16 protein-coding genes are annotated in these 16,593 nt (G+C 73.7%); all 16 read left to right on the top strand.

What is annotated here, in order from left to right; translation table 11 throughout:
• The first annotated feature begins 19 nt into the window (after positions 1–19).
• Genes ACI2L3_RS06160 through ACI2L3_RS06235 form a run of 16 tightly spaced genes read left to right on the top strand, consistent with a single transcriptional unit; the run spans position 20 to position 16,529 of the window.
• Positions 20–1,162 carry a homoserine O-acetyltransferase gene (locus tag ACI2L3_RS06160; RefSeq protein WP_404751340.1) on the top strand — a complete coding sequence of 381 codons (1,143 nt, stop codon included), beginning with the start codon at positions 20–22 and terminating at the stop codon, positions 1,160–1,162.
• A gap of 55 nt (positions 1,163–1,217) precedes the next feature.
• Entirely contained in the window at positions 1,218–2,549 is a 1,332-nt protein-coding gene (locus ACI2L3_RS06165; RefSeq protein WP_404751102.1) for an O-acetylhomoserine aminocarboxypropyltransferase/cysteine synthase family protein, read from the top strand.
• An 8-nt stretch (positions 2,550–2,557) separates the two neighbouring features.
• The gene (locus tag ACI2L3_RS06170; protein ID WP_404751103.1) at positions 2,558–3,862 is read left to right on the top strand and encodes an acetyl-CoA carboxylase biotin carboxylase subunit family protein; all 1,305 of its coding nucleotides are present in this window, start codon (positions 2,558–2,560) and stop codon (positions 3,860–3,862) included.
• Positions 3,859–5,157 (top strand): MFS transporter, encoded by a 1,299-nt coding sequence (locus ACI2L3_RS06175; RefSeq protein ID WP_404751104.1) that lies wholly within the window; start codon positions 3,859–3,861, stop codon positions 5,155–5,157. Before ACI2L3_RS06170 ends, ACI2L3_RS06175 begins: the two co-directional genes overlap by 4 nt.
• Positions 5,154–5,897: an alpha/beta fold hydrolase gene (locus tag ACI2L3_RS06180; protein WP_404751105.1), complete on the top strand. Its 744-nt coding sequence runs from the start codon at positions 5,154–5,156 to the stop codon at positions 5,895–5,897. Before ACI2L3_RS06175 ends, ACI2L3_RS06180 begins: the two co-directional genes overlap by 4 nt.
• On the top strand, positions 5,894–6,166 hold the full coding sequence (locus tag ACI2L3_RS06185; RefSeq protein WP_404751106.1) for an acyl carrier protein: 273 nt from the start codon (positions 5,894–5,896) through the stop codon (positions 6,164–6,166). Before ACI2L3_RS06180 ends, ACI2L3_RS06185 begins: the two co-directional genes overlap by 4 nt.
• Positions 6,156–7,337, top strand: a complete 1,182-nt coding sequence (locus ACI2L3_RS06190; RefSeq protein ID WP_404751107.1) for a hypothetical protein — start codon at positions 6,156–6,158, stop codon at positions 7,335–7,337. The genes ACI2L3_RS06185 and ACI2L3_RS06190 overlap by 11 nt, the downstream gene beginning before the upstream one ends.
• Positions 7,334–8,926, top strand: a complete 1,593-nt coding sequence (locus ACI2L3_RS06195) for a class I adenylate-forming enzyme family protein (RefSeq protein WP_404751108.1) — start codon at positions 7,334–7,336, stop codon at positions 8,924–8,926. Before ACI2L3_RS06190 ends, ACI2L3_RS06195 begins: the two co-directional genes overlap by 4 nt.
• Positions 8,910–10,214, top strand: coding sequence for an alanine racemase (locus tag ACI2L3_RS06200; protein WP_404751109.1), 1,305 nt, complete (start codon positions 8,910–8,912; stop codon positions 10,212–10,214). The genes ACI2L3_RS06195 and ACI2L3_RS06200 overlap by 17 nt, the downstream gene beginning before the upstream one ends.
• On the top strand, positions 10,214–10,465 hold the full coding sequence (locus tag ACI2L3_RS06205; protein WP_404751110.1) for an acyl carrier protein: 252 nt from the start codon (positions 10,214–10,216) through the stop codon (positions 10,463–10,465). Before ACI2L3_RS06200 ends, ACI2L3_RS06205 begins: the two co-directional genes overlap by 1 nt.
• Complete coding sequence (locus ACI2L3_RS06210; RefSeq protein ID WP_404751111.1) at positions 10,462–11,649, top strand: acyl-CoA dehydrogenase family protein; 1,188 nt, start codon at positions 10,462–10,464, stop codon at positions 11,647–11,649. Before ACI2L3_RS06205 ends, ACI2L3_RS06210 begins: the two co-directional genes overlap by 4 nt.
• Positions 11,642–12,781, top strand: coding sequence for an acyl-CoA dehydrogenase family protein (locus ACI2L3_RS06215; RefSeq protein WP_404751112.1), 1,140 nt, complete (start codon positions 11,642–11,644; stop codon positions 12,779–12,781). Before ACI2L3_RS06210 ends, ACI2L3_RS06215 begins: the two co-directional genes overlap by 8 nt.
• Positions 12,778–13,458, top strand: a complete 681-nt coding sequence (locus tag ACI2L3_RS06220; protein ID WP_404751113.1) for a 4'-phosphopantetheinyl transferase family protein — start codon at positions 12,778–12,780, stop codon at positions 13,456–13,458. The genes ACI2L3_RS06215 and ACI2L3_RS06220 overlap by 4 nt, the downstream gene beginning before the upstream one ends.
• The gene (locus ACI2L3_RS06225) at positions 13,455–14,453 is read left to right on the top strand and encodes a hypothetical protein (protein WP_404751114.1); all 999 of its coding nucleotides are present in this window, start codon (positions 13,455–13,457) and stop codon (positions 14,451–14,453) included. The genes ACI2L3_RS06220 and ACI2L3_RS06225 overlap by 4 nt, the downstream gene beginning before the upstream one ends.
• Positions 14,450–15,997 (top strand): amino acid adenylation domain-containing protein, encoded by a 1,548-nt coding sequence (locus ACI2L3_RS06230; protein WP_404751115.1) that lies wholly within the window; start codon positions 14,450–14,452, stop codon positions 15,995–15,997. Before ACI2L3_RS06225 ends, ACI2L3_RS06230 begins: the two co-directional genes overlap by 4 nt.
• Positions 15,990–16,529 (top strand): flavin reductase family protein, encoded by a 540-nt coding sequence (locus ACI2L3_RS06235; RefSeq protein ID WP_404751116.1) that lies wholly within the window; start codon positions 15,990–15,992, stop codon positions 16,527–16,529. Before ACI2L3_RS06230 ends, ACI2L3_RS06235 begins: the two co-directional genes overlap by 8 nt.
• Positions 16,530–16,593 lie beyond the last annotated feature (64 nt).

The following is a 16,593-nucleotide window of genomic DNA, read 5'->3' on the forward strand; positions in this document are numbered from 1 at the left end:
CGGTGCCTGGCTGCCGGGGATGGCGGCCGGGCGGCGCAAGTGGGTCGGGCTGCCCGCTCCGCTGCGGCTCGAGGGCGGTGGCGTACTCCCCGATGTGCGGCTCGCCTACGAGAGTTGGGGCAGGCTCGCCCCCGACGCGTCGAACGCGGTGCTCGTTCTGCACGGGCTCACGGGGGACAGCCATGCGAGCGGCCCGGCGATGCCGGGGCACCCCACCGCCGGGTGGTGGGACGCCCTTGTCGGGCCGGGCCGGGCGCTGGACACGGACCGCTGGTTCGTCGTCGCGCCCAATGTCCTCGGAGGCTGCCAGGGCTCCACCGGGCCCGCCTCGACGACCCGGCACGGCCACCCCTGGGGATCACGCTTCCCGGCGCTGACGATCCGCGACCAGGTCGCCGCCGAGGCGGGTCTCGCCGATGCCCTCGGAATACGTACCTGGGCGGCCGTCGTCGGCGGATCGATGGGCGGCATGCGCGCCCTGGAATGGGCGGTCGGCCGGCCGGACCGGGTGCGCACCCTGGGCGTGCTGGCCTGCTCCGCGGCGGCCACGGCGGACCAGATCGCCTGGTCCGTTCCCCAACTGCACGCCATCCGCAGCGACCCCCACTGGCGGGGCGGCGACTACTACGGGGCTCCGGCCGGCCGTGGCCCCCACCGCGGCCTCGGCAACGCCCGCCGCATCGCGCACATCACCTACCGCGGCGGCGCCGAGCTGGAAAAACGCTTCGGCAGGCGGTTCGAGAGGGGTGGGGGTGGGAGTGGAGCCACTGCCACCCCCACAGCCACCCCCACCGCCGCTCCGGCCGCCCCCACCCCACCCAACGCCCGCTACGCCGTCGAGTCCTACCTCGACCACCACGCCCACAAGCTCGTGCACCGCTTCGACGCGGGCAGCTACGCCGTGCTCACCGACGCGATGAACCGGCACGACATCGGCCGCGGCCGCGGCGGTGTGGACGCGGCGCTGCGGCGCGTGCGGGCGGACGCGTTCGTCGTCGGGTTCAGCAGCGACCGGCTGTTTCCCCCGTACGAGCAGCACAGGATCGCCCGCGGACTGCCGCGCTGCGCGCACTTCTCCGTCGTCGAATCGCCCACCGGGCACGACGGATTCCTCGTCGAACACGAGCAGGTCGGTGCTGTCATCCGGCAGGCACTGCGGTGAACGGACCCCCGACGGCCCCCCGGCAAGCAGGACCGAGAGAGCAAGGAACGACGCAATGACGGAAGTGATGGCGCCCGAGGCCTGGTCCTTCGAGACCCGGCAGATCCACGCGGGAACGGCGCCCGACCCGACGACGCTGGCCCGCGCCGTGCCGATCTACCAGACCGGAGCCTTCGCCTTCCAGGACACCGCCCACGCGGCGCGCCTGTTCACCCTGGAGGAGAAGGGCAACATCTACTCGCGCATCCAGAATCCGACGCACGAAGCGCTCGAACGGCGCATCGCCTCCCTGGAAGGCGCCGTCGACGCCGTGGCCGTGGCTTCCGGGCACGCGGCCGTTGCCCTGGCCATCCTGAATCTGGCCGGTGCCGGTGACCACGTCGTGTCGAGCGCGACCCTGTACGGCGGAACGTACAACCTGCTGCGCCATCTGCTGCCCGAGTACGGGATCGAGACGACGTTCGTCGACGATCCCGACGACCCCGACTCGTGGCGGCGGGCGCTGCGGCCCACCACGAAGGTGGTGTTCGGCGAGACGGTCGGGAACCCCCGCAACAATCTCCTGGACATCCGCGCGGTGGCCGATGTCGCGCACGCGGCCGGTGTGCCTTTCGTGCTCGACAACACGGGGCTCACGCCGTACCTGCTGCGGCCCGCCGAGCACGGCGTCGACGTGGTGGTGCACTCCACGTCGAAGTATCTCTCCGGGCACGGCACGGTCATCGGCGGTGTCGTCGTCGACAACGGCACCTTCGACTTCGGCGCGCACGCCGACCGTTTCCCGAAGTACGGCGAGCCCGACCCGAGCTTCCACGGGCTGCGCTTCTGGGACGAGTTCGGTCCCGGCGCGTACGCCCGCAGGCTGCGGCTGCGGCTGCTGCGCGACCTCGGCCCCGCCACCACACCGTTCACCAGCTTCCTGGTGCTCCAGGGCCTGGAGACACTCTCGCTGCGCATGGAACGGCACGTGAGCAATGCCCTTGAGCTCGCCCGCTGGCTGGAGGCACGCCCCGAAGTCTCGGCGGTCCACTACCCCGGGCTGCCGTCCAGCCCTTGGCACGGACTGGCGCGGACGTACCTGGCGCGCGGAGCGGGGGGAGTCGTCTCCTTCGAGCTGGCCGGCGGGCGGGAGGCGGGCGCGCGGTTCATCGACGGGCTCGAACTCGTCAGCCATCTCGCCAACATCGGCGACGTACGCAGCCTCGCCATCCACCCGGCCAGTACGACGCACTACCAGCTGACCCCCGAACAGCAGCGGGCGGCGGGAGTGGCGCCCGGCCTCATCCGGTTCTCGACCGGCATCGAAGGCATCGAAGACATCACATCCGACCTGGCGACCGCACTGGCGGCAGCCACCTCGGCACCCGGCCGAGCAACGAAGCAGTGAGGGCAGCCGTGCAGCATCTGGTCTTTGTCGATTCGAGCGTCCTGGGCCTGCGGGCCATGGAGTACGCGAAGGAGAGAGGGGACACCGTCACCCTCCTGTGGTCGCCGCGGTACGACTTCATGCACACCCCCGCCAGCCGTGCGCGGGCCCGCGCCCTCGCCGACCGGGCCATCGAGGTCACCGAGCTCCACGACCCGCGGGCCGCGCTGCGGGCCCTGCGCGCCGCCGGTGTGCGCGCTGACGGCATCGACGGGGTGATAGCCACCCTGCACATGCTGGCCGGGACGGCCGCGCGGCTGGCCGAACTGACCGGCGCCCGGGGCCCTTCGCTCCGCGGTGTGGCCGCCGCACGCGACAAGGCGGCCTGCCGCCGCGTCCTGGACGAGCACGGCCTGCCCAACGTGCGGTACGCCGAGGTCACCGAGGCCGGAGCGGCGCTCGCCGCGGCCGCGGACATCGGCTACCCGGTCGTCGTCAAGCCGGTCCGCGGCGTCGGCAAGAACGTCACCACGTTCGCCCGGTCGCCCCAGGACATCGAGCGTCACTTCCAGGAGGCGGGCACCCGCCTCGACTCCCTGGAGCAGGGGTTCGCCGTCGACCTCGACGACCGCTACATCCTCGAGGAAGTGGCCGTCGGACCGCTCTACTCGGTCGAGGTGGCCACGGACGGCACCACCTACACGCCGCTCGTCACCGTGCGCCGCAAGCTGGGCCTCGGCAACCCGGTGCTCGAACTCGGCTCCACCGTGCCCTGCGGCCTGTCACCGGCCGCCGAGCGGGAACTCGGTGCCTACGCGGTCGACGCGTGCCGGGCGCTCGGCCTGGACCTGGGCCTCTTCCACGTCGAGGTGATCGGCACCGCGGACGGCCCCCGCCTGGTGGAGGTCAACCCGCGGATCGCGGGCGGCACCGTGCCCGAGGTCATCCGGGCGGCGACCGGCCGCGGCCTCTTCGAAGTCCTCGTCGACCTGTACGCCGGCGAGCCGCTGTCACCCGAACCCTTCCCCGTCGAGACGGCCGCGAGCCACACCTTCCTGGCGGCCCAGGAGGACTGCGTCGTCCGCGACGACCTGCCCGCCGACTGGTTCGAGGCGTTCCGTCCCCGGCTGCACTCCGGGTCCACCAGCATCGGCCCCGGCTCCCGCCTGCTCGGCATGGAGGGCAACACCACCACGTACGGCGTGATCCGCGTGGTCGCCGAGGACGCCGCGCGCGCCGAGGCGGCCTGCACGGAGCTGCGCGAGGAGATCTCGGAACTCCTCGGCTTCCCGATGGTGCCGCTGGCTCCCGGCCTGCTGGAGGCCTGCTCATGAGCGCACGGCCCACCGAGGACGCGACGGACGACACGGCGCCGGACACCGCTGCCGCGCGGCGCGCGCTCTTCACCTCACGCCGGTTCCTGGTGCTCTGGGCGGCCATGCTCATCAGCTCCGCCGGTACGTTCTTCCTGCTGCTCACCGCCTCCTCCTGGCTGCTCACCGAGGGCGGCTCCGGCCTGGGCGCGGCCGCCGTCTTCGGCTTCCAGTGGATTCTGCCCGTCCTGCTGGTCGGCGTCGTCAGGAAAGTGTGCGAAGGGCCGCGGCTGCGCCGCACGGTCGTGTACGCCGAACTGGGCGGCGCCGCCGTCTCGTTGGCCATCGGCGTCTTCCTCGGCGCGGACCTGATCGTCGCGGTGCTCGGCTGCTTCCTGGTCCGCGGACTCCTGGAAGGCATCACCAAGACGGCCCGCGTGGTGTACGCACGCCAACTCTTCGACGGGCCGGACCTCAAGCTCGCCTCGTACACCTTCAACAACTCCTACTACCTGGGCAGCGCGGCCGGCGGTGTCCTCGGCAGCCTGCTCGTCGGTGAGGTGTCGGTCGTCACCGCAGGGGCCGTCGACGCGGTCACCTTCACCCTCTCCGCCTGCTGCTACCGGTGGCTGCCGGCCGTCTCGGTGCCCCGCGCCGAGGGCGCGACGCGTCGCGGACTGCCCGCCCAGGTCCGGGCCACGCTGAGCGGCCGGCGCGGACTGCTCCGCGCGGTGGTCTACCTCGTCATCGCGGTCGGGGTGTTCCAGGGGTTCCACAGCGCGGCCCGCACGGTGGTGCCGGTACGGGTGCTCGGGCAGGGCGGGAGCGGAGTGATGAACCTGCAGATCGTCGCGGGCATCGCGCTCGTCCTCGGCGCGGTCACCGTCCCGGTGGTGCTGCGCCGCACGACGGCCCGCACGTACCAGGGGCTCGCGCTCAACGCCCTGACCGCCGCCGTGATGTTCCTGGTCTGTCTCACCGCGCAGCCGTGGGGCCTGTACGCCGCGTACTTCGGCTTCCTCTTCCTCTTCGAGTTCGCCTTCACGGCGGCGCAGGGCGAGGTCGTGCAGAAGTGCCCGGCCACCGACCTGGTGGCGCTGACCAGCTTCACCAACGCGCTCGGCACCGGCCTGCTGATCGTCTGCACCCTGCTCGCCGGAGCGCTCTTCGACGTCCTGGCGCTCTCCGCAGTCGGCCTGCTGTACGCGGCCCTCGCCGTCGCCGCGGGGATCGCCCTCGAAATCCTCCTGAAGGTGCGGCCCGTGTCCGTGCGGCCCGCGAAGGCTCCCGCCGCGCAGGAGGTGAGCGCCGTATGACTGCTCTTGCACAGCCGGTGCTCACCCCCTTCGGCCGGCGGCCCGGAGCACTGAACACCGTCGTGTTCCACCCCGCGGGCGGTGGCCTCGGCCAGTACGTGACCCTCCTCTCCCGGCTGGCCCGGCGCGGCCCCGTCCACGGGGTGCGTGCCATGGGACTCGTACCGGGTGAGGAACCGGACCGCACGGTCGACACCATGACCGAGCGCTATCTCGGGCTCGTCCGCGATTTGCCGGACCGCCCGAACCTGCTGGTCGGCTGGTCGCTCGGCGGGCTGCTCGCCTGGGAGACCGCGGCCCGGCTCGCCGTGGACGGTCCCGCCCCCGCGGTCGTCATGGTCGACAGCTTCGCCGAACCCTGGTCCGCGTACGGGAAACCGCGCGAGCGGCTCCTCGCGGACATCCGACGCGGCGCGCTGGTCCCGATGGGCCCCGCGGCCGCCGAGGCGGCGGGCCGCACCGCCGAGGCCCACCTCGACGCGTGCGCCGCCCACCGGGTGACGAGCCGTCACACCGGAGCGGTGCTGCTCATGTCCTGTGCGGGCCCGGAGCGTGAGCGGCAGATCGCCGACTGGCGGCGGCGGACGCCCCGGCTGGCCGTGGCCGAGCTGGACTGCGGCCACTTCGAGACCTTCGGCACCGGCCACACGAGCACGGTCCTCCGCCACCTCGACACCTTCGTCGACGCCTCCGTCGGCGTGCCCGACGCCCACCACCTCGACCCAGAAGGAACACGATGAGCGCCCTACTGACGCGTGACTCCGTCGCCGCGTGCGTGCGACGGATCCTGGCCCAGCGGATCCCGGCCGACGTGGGTGCGGTCCGTGAGGACGAACCGCTGGTGGGTGAGGTGCTGCAGCTCAACTCCCTCGCGGTACTGAGCGTGCTGGTGGAGCTGGAGGACGAGCTCGGGGTCCAGTTCACGGACGACGTGCTGGTCGGGCGCTGGTTCGAGACGGTGCGGGATCTCATCGACATCGTGCTGACCGGGGCCCGCGATGGACGCTGAACTCTTCGACTGCCTCCAGGTCAACCTGGCGGCACACGCCGACCGGCTGCACGGTGCCGGCACCCATCTCCTGCTCGGAGCCGCTCTGCGGTTCCGGCCCGCGCCGGGGCCGCTGGGGCTTCCGACGGTGGAGCGCGGCGTGCGCGCGCAGCTGGCGGAGGCCACCCGGCGCCTCGGACTCGTGGCGGACCAGGCGTACCTGGCCTCCTCGGCGGCGGACCTCACCCCTGCCGACAGCTGCTATGTCGTCGCCGACGCCTTCCACCTGCCGTGGGTGCCGTACTACCGGCAACGCCACATGGAACACAGCTTCCTGCTGGAGAACGACGGTACGGACGGCGTGCTCGTCCGCGACAGCTACCACAACGAGACGCCCTGGGGCATCGCCAGACCGGGCCGGTGGACGCTGACCCGGCAGGAGTTCGCCGCCGCCGTCCCCGGCCCCGCGCTGGCGGTACGGCTGGGAGCGGCACCCGGCGGCCCGCCCGACGCGGCCACGCCCGAGGCGGACTTCGCGGACCCGCACGCGGTGGATGCCTACGCCGACGCCTACCTGCAACACCCCGACCGTACGGCCGCGTTGCGGCAGCTGACCCTGGAGACCTGGCTGCTCGCCAGGGACCGCGAACTGCACGCCGCCCACCTGCGCCACACCGGGCGGCTCCCGGACGGCGACGCGCTCCCGGGGCATCTCGCGGCCTGGAAGAAGCTGACCGAGCAGGTCTACCTCGCACACCGCAGGGTGGAGCGCGGCCGCCCGGAGCCCCAGGGCCTCACCGGCCGGCTCACCGCGCTCCTCCACGCCGACCTGCGAATCTTCGGGCACGGCAAGGGGGTTGGGCCGGTCGCCGTGGCCGCCGGGACACCGGAACCGGCCCCTGACGTCCCGGAGGAGCTGCGGCGCGCGGTCGCCGCCACGGCCGCCCGGGTGCTCGGCACCGACGAGGCCACCCTGCTCGCCGGTGCGGCCTTCGACTCCGTGCCGTCCTTCAGCTCCTTCCGGGTCGTGGAGATCGTCGAGCGGCTGGAGAGCGAACTGGGCATCGAGTTCGCCGCCGACGACCTGGCCCCCGAGAACCTGCACCATGTCGACGCCGTCTGCCGCGTCATCCATCGATCGAACGACGGCGGCGCACCCCGTGCGCTCGCCCTTGACGGAGAGGGCCGATGAACCACCACTCGATGTCCACCGCGCAGGACCACTCGATGTCCACCGCGCAGGCGGCCCCGCCGAGCGCCACCACCATGCACGAACTGCTCGACACCGCGGCCCGGCTGCACCCCGAAGCCCCCGCCGTCACCAGCGGCGAGCACCGCGTCAGCTACTCCGAGCTGGACGCGGCCAGCCGCCGGCTCGCCGTCTGGCTCCACGAGCTGGGGCTGCGCCGGGGCGAGCGCCTGATCATCGCCGGCGGCCCCGGAGTGCTGCAGTCCGTCCTCGTGTACGCCGCCTCCCGGGCGGGCGTCGCCTTCTCGCTGCTGCACGAACAGGTGCGCGGCGCGGCCCTCGACCACGTACTCGGCGACTGTGAGCCCGCGCTCCTGGTGAGCGACGACAGCGAGTCACTGGCCGCCGCCACGCTCCGGGGAGTGCGCGCCCACCACGCCGACGACGTCGCCCGCCGCGCCTTCGACCCGCGGGCACCGCTCGGCCCGCTGCCGGCCGCACCGCTGCCCGTCGACCCCTTCTGCCTGATCTACACCTCCGGCACCACCGCGCTGCCGAAGGCCGTGGTCAGCACCCACCAGCAGGCCGTGTTCGCCGTGCGGGCGATACAGCAGGTGCTCGGCTACCGGCCCGACGACGTGATCTACAGCCCGTTGCCGCAGTCCTTCGACTACGGCCTCTACCAGCTCTTCCTCGCCACGAGCAGCGGTGCGCACCTCTGGCTCGGCCGGCCGGCCGAGGTCGGACCGCGGCTCCTGACGAACCTGCTGCGCGCCGGAGCGACCGTCCTGCCCGCCGTCCCCGCCGTGGCCGACGCCCTGGCCCGGCTGCTGCGCCGGGCCGGCGCGGACCGCACCCCCCGCCTTCGGATGCTGACGAACACCGGCGCCGCGATGCCCCAGCAGGCCCTCGCCGCGCTGCGCGAGGCCGTCCCCGGGCTCCAAGTGCATCTGATGTTCGGCCTCACCGAGTGCAAGCGCGCCACCATCATGCCCGCGGACGAGGACCTCGTACGGCCCGGTGCGAGCGGCCGGGCGCTGCCGGGCACCGAGGTGTTCGTCGTCGACGACGCGGGCCACCGCCTGCCGCCCGGCGAGATCGGGGAGATCACCGTACGGGGCCCGCACGTCATGGCCGGGTACTGGCGCCGCCCCGAGCTGACCGCCCAGCGGTTCCACCGCGCCGAAGGCCTCTTCCCTGAGCTGCGCACGGGTGACTACGGCTGGCTCGACGAGGACGGCTTCCTGTACTTCAGCGGACGCCGCGACGACATCTACAAGACGAACGGCTTCCGGGTGAGCGCCACCGAGGTGGAGGCGGCCGCGCGCCGGGTGCCCGGAGTGGAGGCCGCGGCCGTGCTCGCCCCGGAGGGCGGCCGGGGCGCACGGCTCTTCGTCCAGGTCGCGAGCGACCTCACCGACGACCTCACCGGCGCCGAAGTGCTGCTGCGGATGCGGGAGCAGATCGAGGAGTTCAAGATTCCGCGCGACTGCCTGGTCATCGACGCCCTGCCGCTGACCGGCAACGGCAAGACCGACCGCAAGGCGCTCGCCGCCCTGGAGGAAGGAGCCGGCCGTGTCCGTGTCCGCTGACGCCCCGTCCCGGCTCGCCCCGCAGGAGGGCGCGGCCGTGCTGCCCGTCCCGCCGGCCGACCTCGCGGGCGTACCGACCCCCGCCTACGTCTACGACCTCGCCGAAGTCCGCCGCAACCAGGAACGGCTGCGAGCCTCGCTGCCCGGGCGGACCGGGCTGTACTACTCGCTGAAGGCCAACCCGCACCCCGCACTGCTGCGCACCCTGCGCGAAGGCGGCGCCAGGCCCGAGGTGTGCTCCACCGGCGAACTCACCGCCGCGCTGGAGGCGGGCTGGGCCGCGGACACGGTGCTCTACACGGGCCCCGGCAAGCGTGACGCGGAGATCACCGACGCGCTGGACCGCGGCGTACGGTTCTTCTCCGTCGACTCGCCGCACGCCATCGAACAGCTCAGCCGCCTCGCGGGGGAGCACGGGGCCACCGCCCGCTGCCTGCTGCGGATCAACGACGACGAGCCGGTGCCGGGGCAGGGCCTCGCGATGACCGGGGTGGCCTCGCAGTTCGGCGCCGACGCCGGCTGGGTCCTCGCCGAACCGGCCCGGTTCGCGGACCGGCCGCACGCGCGCGTCGTCGGCCTGCACCTGTACATGGGCAGCAACCTCGGCGAAGTGGACGCCCTGGAGGCGCAGTTCACCCGCGCCCTGCGCACCGCGCGGACCGTCGCCGACACCCTGTCCGCACACGGGGTGCGCTGCGAAGTGCTCGACCTCGGCGGCGGCTTCGGGGCGCCCTTCGCAACCGCAGGCCGCGCCCCCGACCTGCGGGCCCTGCGGCCCCGCCTGGAGGCGCTGTTCGACGAGGAGATACCCGGCTGGCGCGACGGCGGCCCCGAGGTCGTCTTCGAGTCCGGGCGCCACCTCGTCGGGACCGCGGGCACCCTGCTCACGGCCGTACTCGACGTCAAGCGCTCGCACGGCAAGGACATCGTGATCCTCGAATCCGGCATCAACCACCTGGGCGGCATGGCGGGGATGCGGCGGCTCCCGCCGCTCAACCCGACCCTGGTCGCCGCCCAGGAGCCGGTGCGAGAAGGGGAGTTGACGGCGCTCGTCGCGGGCCCCCTGTGCACCCCCCTCGACACCTGGTCACGTGCCGCGCGGCTGCCCGCGCTGCGCCCGCACGACCTGGTCGCCGTACCCAACGTCGGCGCCTACGGACTGTCGGCCAGCCTCGTCGCCTTCCTCGGGCATCCGCTGCCCGCCGAGGCCGTGGTCGACAGCGACCGGCCCGGCACGCCCCCCGAGATATCCCGTACCACCCTTATCAGGCAAGGAGTCATGGACTGATGGACACACGATTCGTCGAACTGCTCACCCCCTTCCTCAAGTTCCTGGGCGAGAACGAGATCGGCGCGGATTCCTCCCTGCGCGATCTGGGACTCGACTCGATGCAGGCCATCGAGCTGCTCTTCGCGATCGAGGACACCTTCGACGTGACGCTCCCGGACGACGACATGAACGACGCGACGTTCGCCACGGCGGGCAGCCTCTGGCAGGCGGTCGACGCGGCGCTCACGGCCCAGGGCGTGGCGGCGTGACGCTCACCGGCATCGAAGAGCTCGCCGACGCCGACGTGCGGTGGGCCGACCGGGTCGCCGCCGTGGCAGCCGTCGCCGCCGAGCACGCGGCGCGCCGCGACCAGGACGCGTCCTTCCCCCTCGAAGCCCTCACCGAGCTGCGCCGCACCCGGCTGCTCGGCCTGCTGGTGCCCCGGGAGTACGGCGGACTCGGCGGCACCGTCGCCGACCTGGTCGAGGCGGCCGTCACGCTGGGCAGGGCCGACACCTCCGTCGCGATGATCTTCGCGATGCACTGCCAGCAGACGGAGGCCGTGGTGCGCCACGGCAGCGCACGGCTGCGCGCCGAACTCCTGCCGCGGATCGCCGCGGGCCAGGTCTACCTCGCCTCGGTCACCACCGAGGCGGGCAAGGGCGGCCACCTGCTCACCTCACATGCGGCGCTTGCCAGCGCGGGTGACGACCTCGTCATCGACCGCTTCGCGCCCATCGTCACGGGCGGCGGCCACGCCGACGGATTCCTGGTCACCATGCTCGCCCCCGGCGCCACGGGACCCGGCCAGGTCTCCCTCGTCTACGCGGACCGGACACAGCTCGACATCCGGCCCTCCGGGGAGTGGCAGCCCCTGGGCATGCGGGCCAGCCACAGCGGAGCGCTCCAGCTGACCGGCACCGTGCCGGCCCACCACGTCATCGGCGAGCACGGGCAGTTCCACACCGTCGCGGCCACCGTGTTCGGGCCGCTCGCGCACCTGGGCTGGTCGGCGTGCTGGCTGGGCACGGCGGCCGGAGCGCTCTCGCGGGTCCTGAAGCTGCTCCGCTCCCCGCAGGGCCGTGGCGGCACGGACCTGTCCTCCGAACTGCTGCTCACCCGGCTCTCGAAGGTCCGCCAGCGCCTGGACACCGTGCACGCCCTGCTCCTCAGGACGCAGCAGACCGTCCTGGACAGCACGGACCTGAGTGTGCCGCGCGTGCAGCTCCAGCTCAACGCCCTCAAGATCACCGCGGCCGAGCTGTGCCACAGCGCCGTCGACGAACTGGTGACCGCGGTCGGCATGCGCCACGGCTACCTCAAGAACTCGCCGACCCGCCTGGAACAGGCGCTGCGCGATCTGCGCTCGGCCGCCCTGAACTACAGCAACGACCGCCTGCACCTGGCCGACGGCAGGCTCGCCCTCCTCGACCCGGAGGTGCGCTTTGTCTGACGACGGAACCCGCCCGCCCCTCCGCGACGGCTTCCGGGCGGCGGTCGGGCGGGCCCTGGAGCCGCTGCCCGAGGACGCCGCGCTCCCTCAGGTGTGGGGCGCGCTCGGCGCCGCCGGTCTCCTCGCCGGGGTCTACCGCCGCACGGGCCGCGACGGACCCGTCGCCGACCCCGGACGGCTCGGGGCGCTGCTGGCCGCCACGGACGCCCGCGGCGACAACGGCGTCACCCTCGGCGTACTGGTGCAGACGGCGAGCGCGGTACCCCTGCTCGGAACCGCGCCCGAGGGATCGCCCGCGGCGAAGGTGTACGAGGAGGCGCTGCGGGGAGCGACGACCGTGGCCCTCGCCGCCACGGACGCCGCGGCCCCCGGCTCGGACCTCGCCGCCCTCGGCACCGAAGTCACCCTCTCCAACGGCGAGTTGACCCTCACCGGCGGGAAGCGCTGGGCCACCGGAGCCCGCGTGGCCGGCCACCTCCTGGTCCTCGCCAGGCACCGGCCGGGCCGCCACTTCACCAGCTTCACCTGGGTACTCGTCCCCGCGGACGCCCCCGGCGTCGAGGTCGTGGACGCGGCGACGGACCTGCTGACCGGATCGGCCACCGGACACATCCGGTTCGACTCCGTGCGGCTCCCCGCCGACCACGTCATCGGCAGGCAGGGACGCGGAATGGCCGCGTTCGCCCGGCACATGGGCACCGAACGGCTCGCCGGCGCGCAGTGGGCCGTCGCCCTCACCGGCAGAGTCCTCGCCCAGACACTCGACGTGCTCCAGAACCGCAGCGTCGACGGCGCACCCCTGTGGCACAACGACGTGGTGCGCCGCGACTTCGCGGCCTGCCTGGTCAAGGTCTCCGGCCTGCGCGCCCTGTACGAGACGCACGCGCGACGCATCGTCGAGGAGCAGGACCTGGCCGCCGCGGCCCTCCTGAAGTCCGCCGTCGGCCTGGCCGCGGACGAGGTGCTCGCCTGCTGCGCACAGCTCCAGGGCGCGGACGGGTTCCTGCGCGGCCGCGCACAGCAGATCCGGGCCGAGGCCGCCGTCCTCGGCATCGGCGGCGGCGTCACCGGGCTGCTGCTCGGCAACGTCGCCGACGGCGCGGAACCGCTCCTGGAGAGGCTGCGGGCATGACCGCCACCACCGCCTGGCGGGCCGAGGAGGTGGCCGAAGGGACCTGGGTGCTCAGCGGCCCGCAGGACGACCTCCCCGCCGGGGCCGTGCCCACCGAGGACGACCTGCGGCAGGCGCGCGGGCTGCCCCGCTGGCGTGCAGAGGAGTTCACCGCGAGCCGGGCGGTGCTGCGCCGCCTGCTGCGCCAGGTGCGCGCCGACCTCGTCGACGCGGCGGTGCGCAAGGACCGGCGCGGGCGGCCGGTCCTCGACGGGTACCCCGGCGTCGGGATCAGCGTCTCCCACGACGGCGGCACCATCGCCGCCGCCGTGGGGCCGGGGCGGCGCGTCGGCGTCGACGTACAACTGCCGCCCGAGCGGCTGCCGGACGCCTTGATACGCCGGTGTCTGCGGGACCGAGCCCCCCAGGTGTCCGCCCTGCCGGAACCCGGCAGGTCCACCGAGTTCGCCCGCGTCTGGACCGTGCAGGAGGCCTGCGTGAAGGCGGAGGGCACCGGGCTCGCAGGCAGCCCCTGGACGATCGACGTGGAACCGGGCCGGGCCAGGGGCCGCTGGGGCCCCTACCGCTGGGTGAGCCTGCGCCGCTCGCCGATCCCTCTGAGCTGTGCCTTCACAGACCTGAAGACGGACCTGAAGACGGACCCGGAGACGGACCTGGAGACGGACCTGGAGCGATGATGACGACGACCACCCTCGCGGCCGCGCCACCGCGCCTGAGCTGCTACACCACGAACCTGGTCGCCTACCTGTCCGCGGACCTGCCCGACGCCCGACGGCACTTCGCCGACTCCGTACGACTCGCCGTCCGCACCGGTCTGCCGCCCGGCCGGCTCGCCTTCTCCCACCTCACTCGGGTGGACACGGCGCCGGGCCTCGGCCCGCTCACCTACCGGAGCGCCACCGGCCGGAAGCAGGCCCATGTCGGACTCGCCCGCGAACTCGCCCGGCACGGCCGGGTCCTCGCGGTCGGGAACACGCGCCACCTGCCCTGGTCGCCGGGGTACGGCCGCGCCGACGCACCGCACTGGCTGCTCCTGCACGACCGCCGCGACGCGTCCTGGCTGGTCGCCGACCACTTCACCGCCCTCACGCCGCACGGCCCGCAGGAGCCCTACGTGGGCCGGCTGGACGATGACGAACTGGCCCTGGCCCTCACGCCGGTGCCCGATCCGGCGCCGGAGGTCGCGCTGCGGGACAGGCTCGCCCTGGGCAGCGCCGTCCCCGTACCCGCCCCCGGCCACTACCGGTGGCTGGCGCGGGAGCCGGCGACCGATTCCGGTGCCGCGACAGCCACCGCTCCCGACGAGGGGGACTGGCTGTTCGACCTGCCCGACGTCCTCTCGTACGTCCGTGACGTGCTCGTCGCCGACCCCACGGCGCCCGGCCGGTACGCCGACGACCTGTGGGCCGCTTCCTGTCACCACGCCCACCGGCTGACCGTGCTCGCCGCATCCGGCGCCGTGCGCCGCGAGGACGCGGACACGCTGACCGCCCTCTGGGCCGAACTGCCCCGCACCCTGCGCTTCGCGGCCCACTCCGCCGAACGCGGACGCCCGCGCGTGGGGCTGGTGGGCGCGGCCTTCGACAGGCTGCTCGACGCACTCGCACCGCTCCCGGACGCATCGCAGACCCCGACCCCGATACCCCCGCACCCTCTGGAAGGACAGCAGTGAAGGAGACCCTGTACGAGTGGTTCGCGGCGTCGGTCGCCGCGCACCCGCACGAACCCGCCCTCGAGGTGGGCACGGACACCCTGACCTACGGGCAACTGGACGCGCTGGCCCAGCGCCTCGCCGCCGAACTGGTCGCGGCCCACGGCGGTGTGCCCGACCGGGTCGGGCTGCTCGCCGAGCGCAGCGCCACGGCGTACGCCGGATACCTGGCGGTGCAGCGCCTCGGCGCCACCGTCGTCCCCCTCAACCCCGCCTTCCCGGCGGCCCGCACCGGGGCCGTGGTGACGGCGGGCCGCCTCGACCTCGTACTCGCCGAGGAGCGGGGGAGCACGGCCGGCCTCTCCGTTCCCGTCCTCGTGCCCGACCCGAGGGCGCCGCGCGCCGCCGCCCCGCCGGAGCCGCCGCGGTACCGCGCCGACCCGGACGGCGTCGCGTACGTGCTGTTCACCTCCGGCTCGACGGGCAGGCCGAAGGGCGTGCCGATCAGGCACCGCGAGGTGTGCGCGTACCTCTCGCACGTCGTGGAGCGGTACGAGGTGCGGCCGGGCAGCCGTGTCTCGCAGACCTTCGACCTGACCTTCGACCTCTCGGTCTTCGACATGTTCACCGCCTGGGGCGGCGGCGGCACTCTGGTGGTCCCGGACCGCGAGGACCTCATGGCGCCGGTGCGCTGGGCCGCCCGGCAGGAACTGACCCACTGGTTCTCCGTCCCGTCGATGGTCTCCTACGCGAGCCGCATGCGCTCCCTGGGCCCCGACCGGCTGCCCTCCCTGCGCTGGAGCCTCTTCTGCGGCGAACCACTGACCGTGCAGCAGGCCCGGGCCTGGGCCGACGCGGCGCCGAACAGCACGCTGGAGAACCTGTACGGGCCGACCGAACTGACCATCAGCTGCGCCCAGTTCAGGCTCCCGGACGACCCCGACACGTGGCCGGTCACCGGCAACGGCACCGTCCCCGTCGGGCAGCTCTATCCGGGGCTCGAACACCGGATCCTGGACGAGCGGGGCCGGCCCGCCGAACAGGGCGAGCTGGTCGTGCGCGGCGCCCAGCGGTTTCCCGGCTACCTCGATCCGGCCGACAACGCGGGCCGGTTCGTGCGGTACGCCCCGGACGGTCCGGTGGTCGCGCGGAGTTACGACGGTGAGGGGCCGCTGACCGACGAGCACTGGTACCGCACCGGGGACCGGGTCCGCCGCGCCGGCCCCGGAACCGGTCTCGTCCACCTCGGCCGGCTCGACCAGCAGGTCAAGGTGCGCGGCTATCGGGTGGAACTCGGCGAGATCGAGGCCGTGTTGCGCGCCCGGCCCGGGGTGGGCGACGCGGTCGTCATCGCGGTCGCGGGGCGCGGCGGCGAGACCGTACTGGAGGCGGTCTGCACGGGGAGCGGCCTCGACCCGGACGACCTGGCCCGCGCGCTGCGGGCGCGGCTGCCCGCGTACATGGTGCCGCGCGGCATCGCCGTCTTCGCCGAACTCCCGCTCAACGCCAACGGCAAGATCGACCGGAAGGCCCTGACCGCGAGCCTGGGGGCCCGTCATGGCTGAACCCGCGCTGGTCTCCGGCGGCCCGCCGCTCGCGCTCCTGGACGACGCCTCGCACGCGGTCACCGCGGACGGCTACCGCGCCGCCGTCTCCAGGCTGCCCACCGGAGTCACCGTCATCACCGCGAGCGGCCCCGACGGCCCGGTGGGCTGCACGGCCAACGCGGTCATGTCGCTCTCCCTGGACCCGCCGAGCCTCCTCGTCTCCCTGGGCAGCCGGAGCGCCACCCTGGACCGCATCAGGGCGGCGGGCTCCTTCGCCGTGAACGTGCTGACCTGGTCCGACCGCGCCCTCACGCGGAAGTTCGCCACCGGTACGGCGGCCGAACGGTTCGCCGGGGTCGGCTGGGACCTCATGCACCAGGTCCCCGTCCTCAGCCGGTCCGCCGCGGCGATGGTGTGCGAGGTGCGCGAGCTGGTGCCTCTGTTCGACCACACGCTCGTGGTCGGCACGGTCGCCTGGGCGCAGGCGGGCGAGGCGGACCCGGCCGTGTACTACGGCAATGAGCTGCGCGCGCTGCGGCCTGCGGACTGACCTGCTAGCGGACTGACCTGACTAAGTGACGCGGTGCTGCTTCTGTCGCCGCCCCGCCGGAATT

The organism is Streptomyces sp. NPDC029674, from assembly GCF_044903205.1.
GTDB lineage: Bacteria > Actinomycetota > Actinomycetes > Streptomycetales > Streptomycetaceae > Streptomyces.

Excerpts from the sequence above, each read along its gene's own strand:
- ACI2L3_RS06160 (WP_404751340.1), top strand. The coding sequence starts at position 20 with ATGGCGGCCGGGCGGCGCAAGTGGGTCGGGCTGCCCGCTCCGCTGCGG.
- ACI2L3_RS06165 (WP_404751102.1), top strand. The coding sequence starts at position 1,218 with ATGACGGAAGTGATGGCGCCCGAGGCCTGGTCCTTCGAGACCCGGCAG.
- ACI2L3_RS06205 (WP_404751110.1), top strand. The coding sequence starts at position 10,214 with ATGGACACACGATTCGTCGAACTGCTCACCCCCTTCCTCAAGTTCCTG.
- ACI2L3_RS06190 (WP_404751107.1), top strand. The coding sequence starts at position 6,156 with ATGGACGCTGAACTCTTCGACTGCCTCCAGGTCAACCTGGCGGCACAC.
- ACI2L3_RS06180 (WP_404751105.1), top strand. The coding sequence starts at position 5,154 with ATGACTGCTCTTGCACAGCCGGTGCTCACCCCCTTCGGCCGGCGGCCC.
- ACI2L3_RS06175 (WP_404751104.1), top strand. The coding sequence starts at position 3,859 with ATGAGCGCACGGCCCACCGAGGACGCGACGGACGACACGGCGCCGGAC.
- ACI2L3_RS06195 (WP_404751108.1), top strand. The coding sequence starts at position 7,334 with ATGAACCACCACTCGATGTCCACCGCGCAGGACCACTCGATGTCCACC.
- ACI2L3_RS06220 (WP_404751113.1), top strand. The coding sequence starts at position 12,778 with ATGACCGCCACCACCGCCTGGCGGGCCGAGGAGGTGGCCGAAGGGACC.
- ACI2L3_RS06225 (WP_404751114.1), top strand. The coding sequence starts at position 13,455 with ATGATGACGACGACCACCCTCGCGGCCGCGCCACCGCGCCTGAGCTGC.
- ACI2L3_RS06235 (WP_404751116.1), top strand. The coding sequence starts at position 15,990 with ATGGCTGAACCCGCGCTGGTCTCCGGCGGCCCGCCGCTCGCGCTCCTG.
- ACI2L3_RS06185 (WP_404751106.1), top strand. The coding sequence starts at position 5,894 with ATGAGCGCCCTACTGACGCGTGACTCCGTCGCCGCGTGCGTGCGACGG.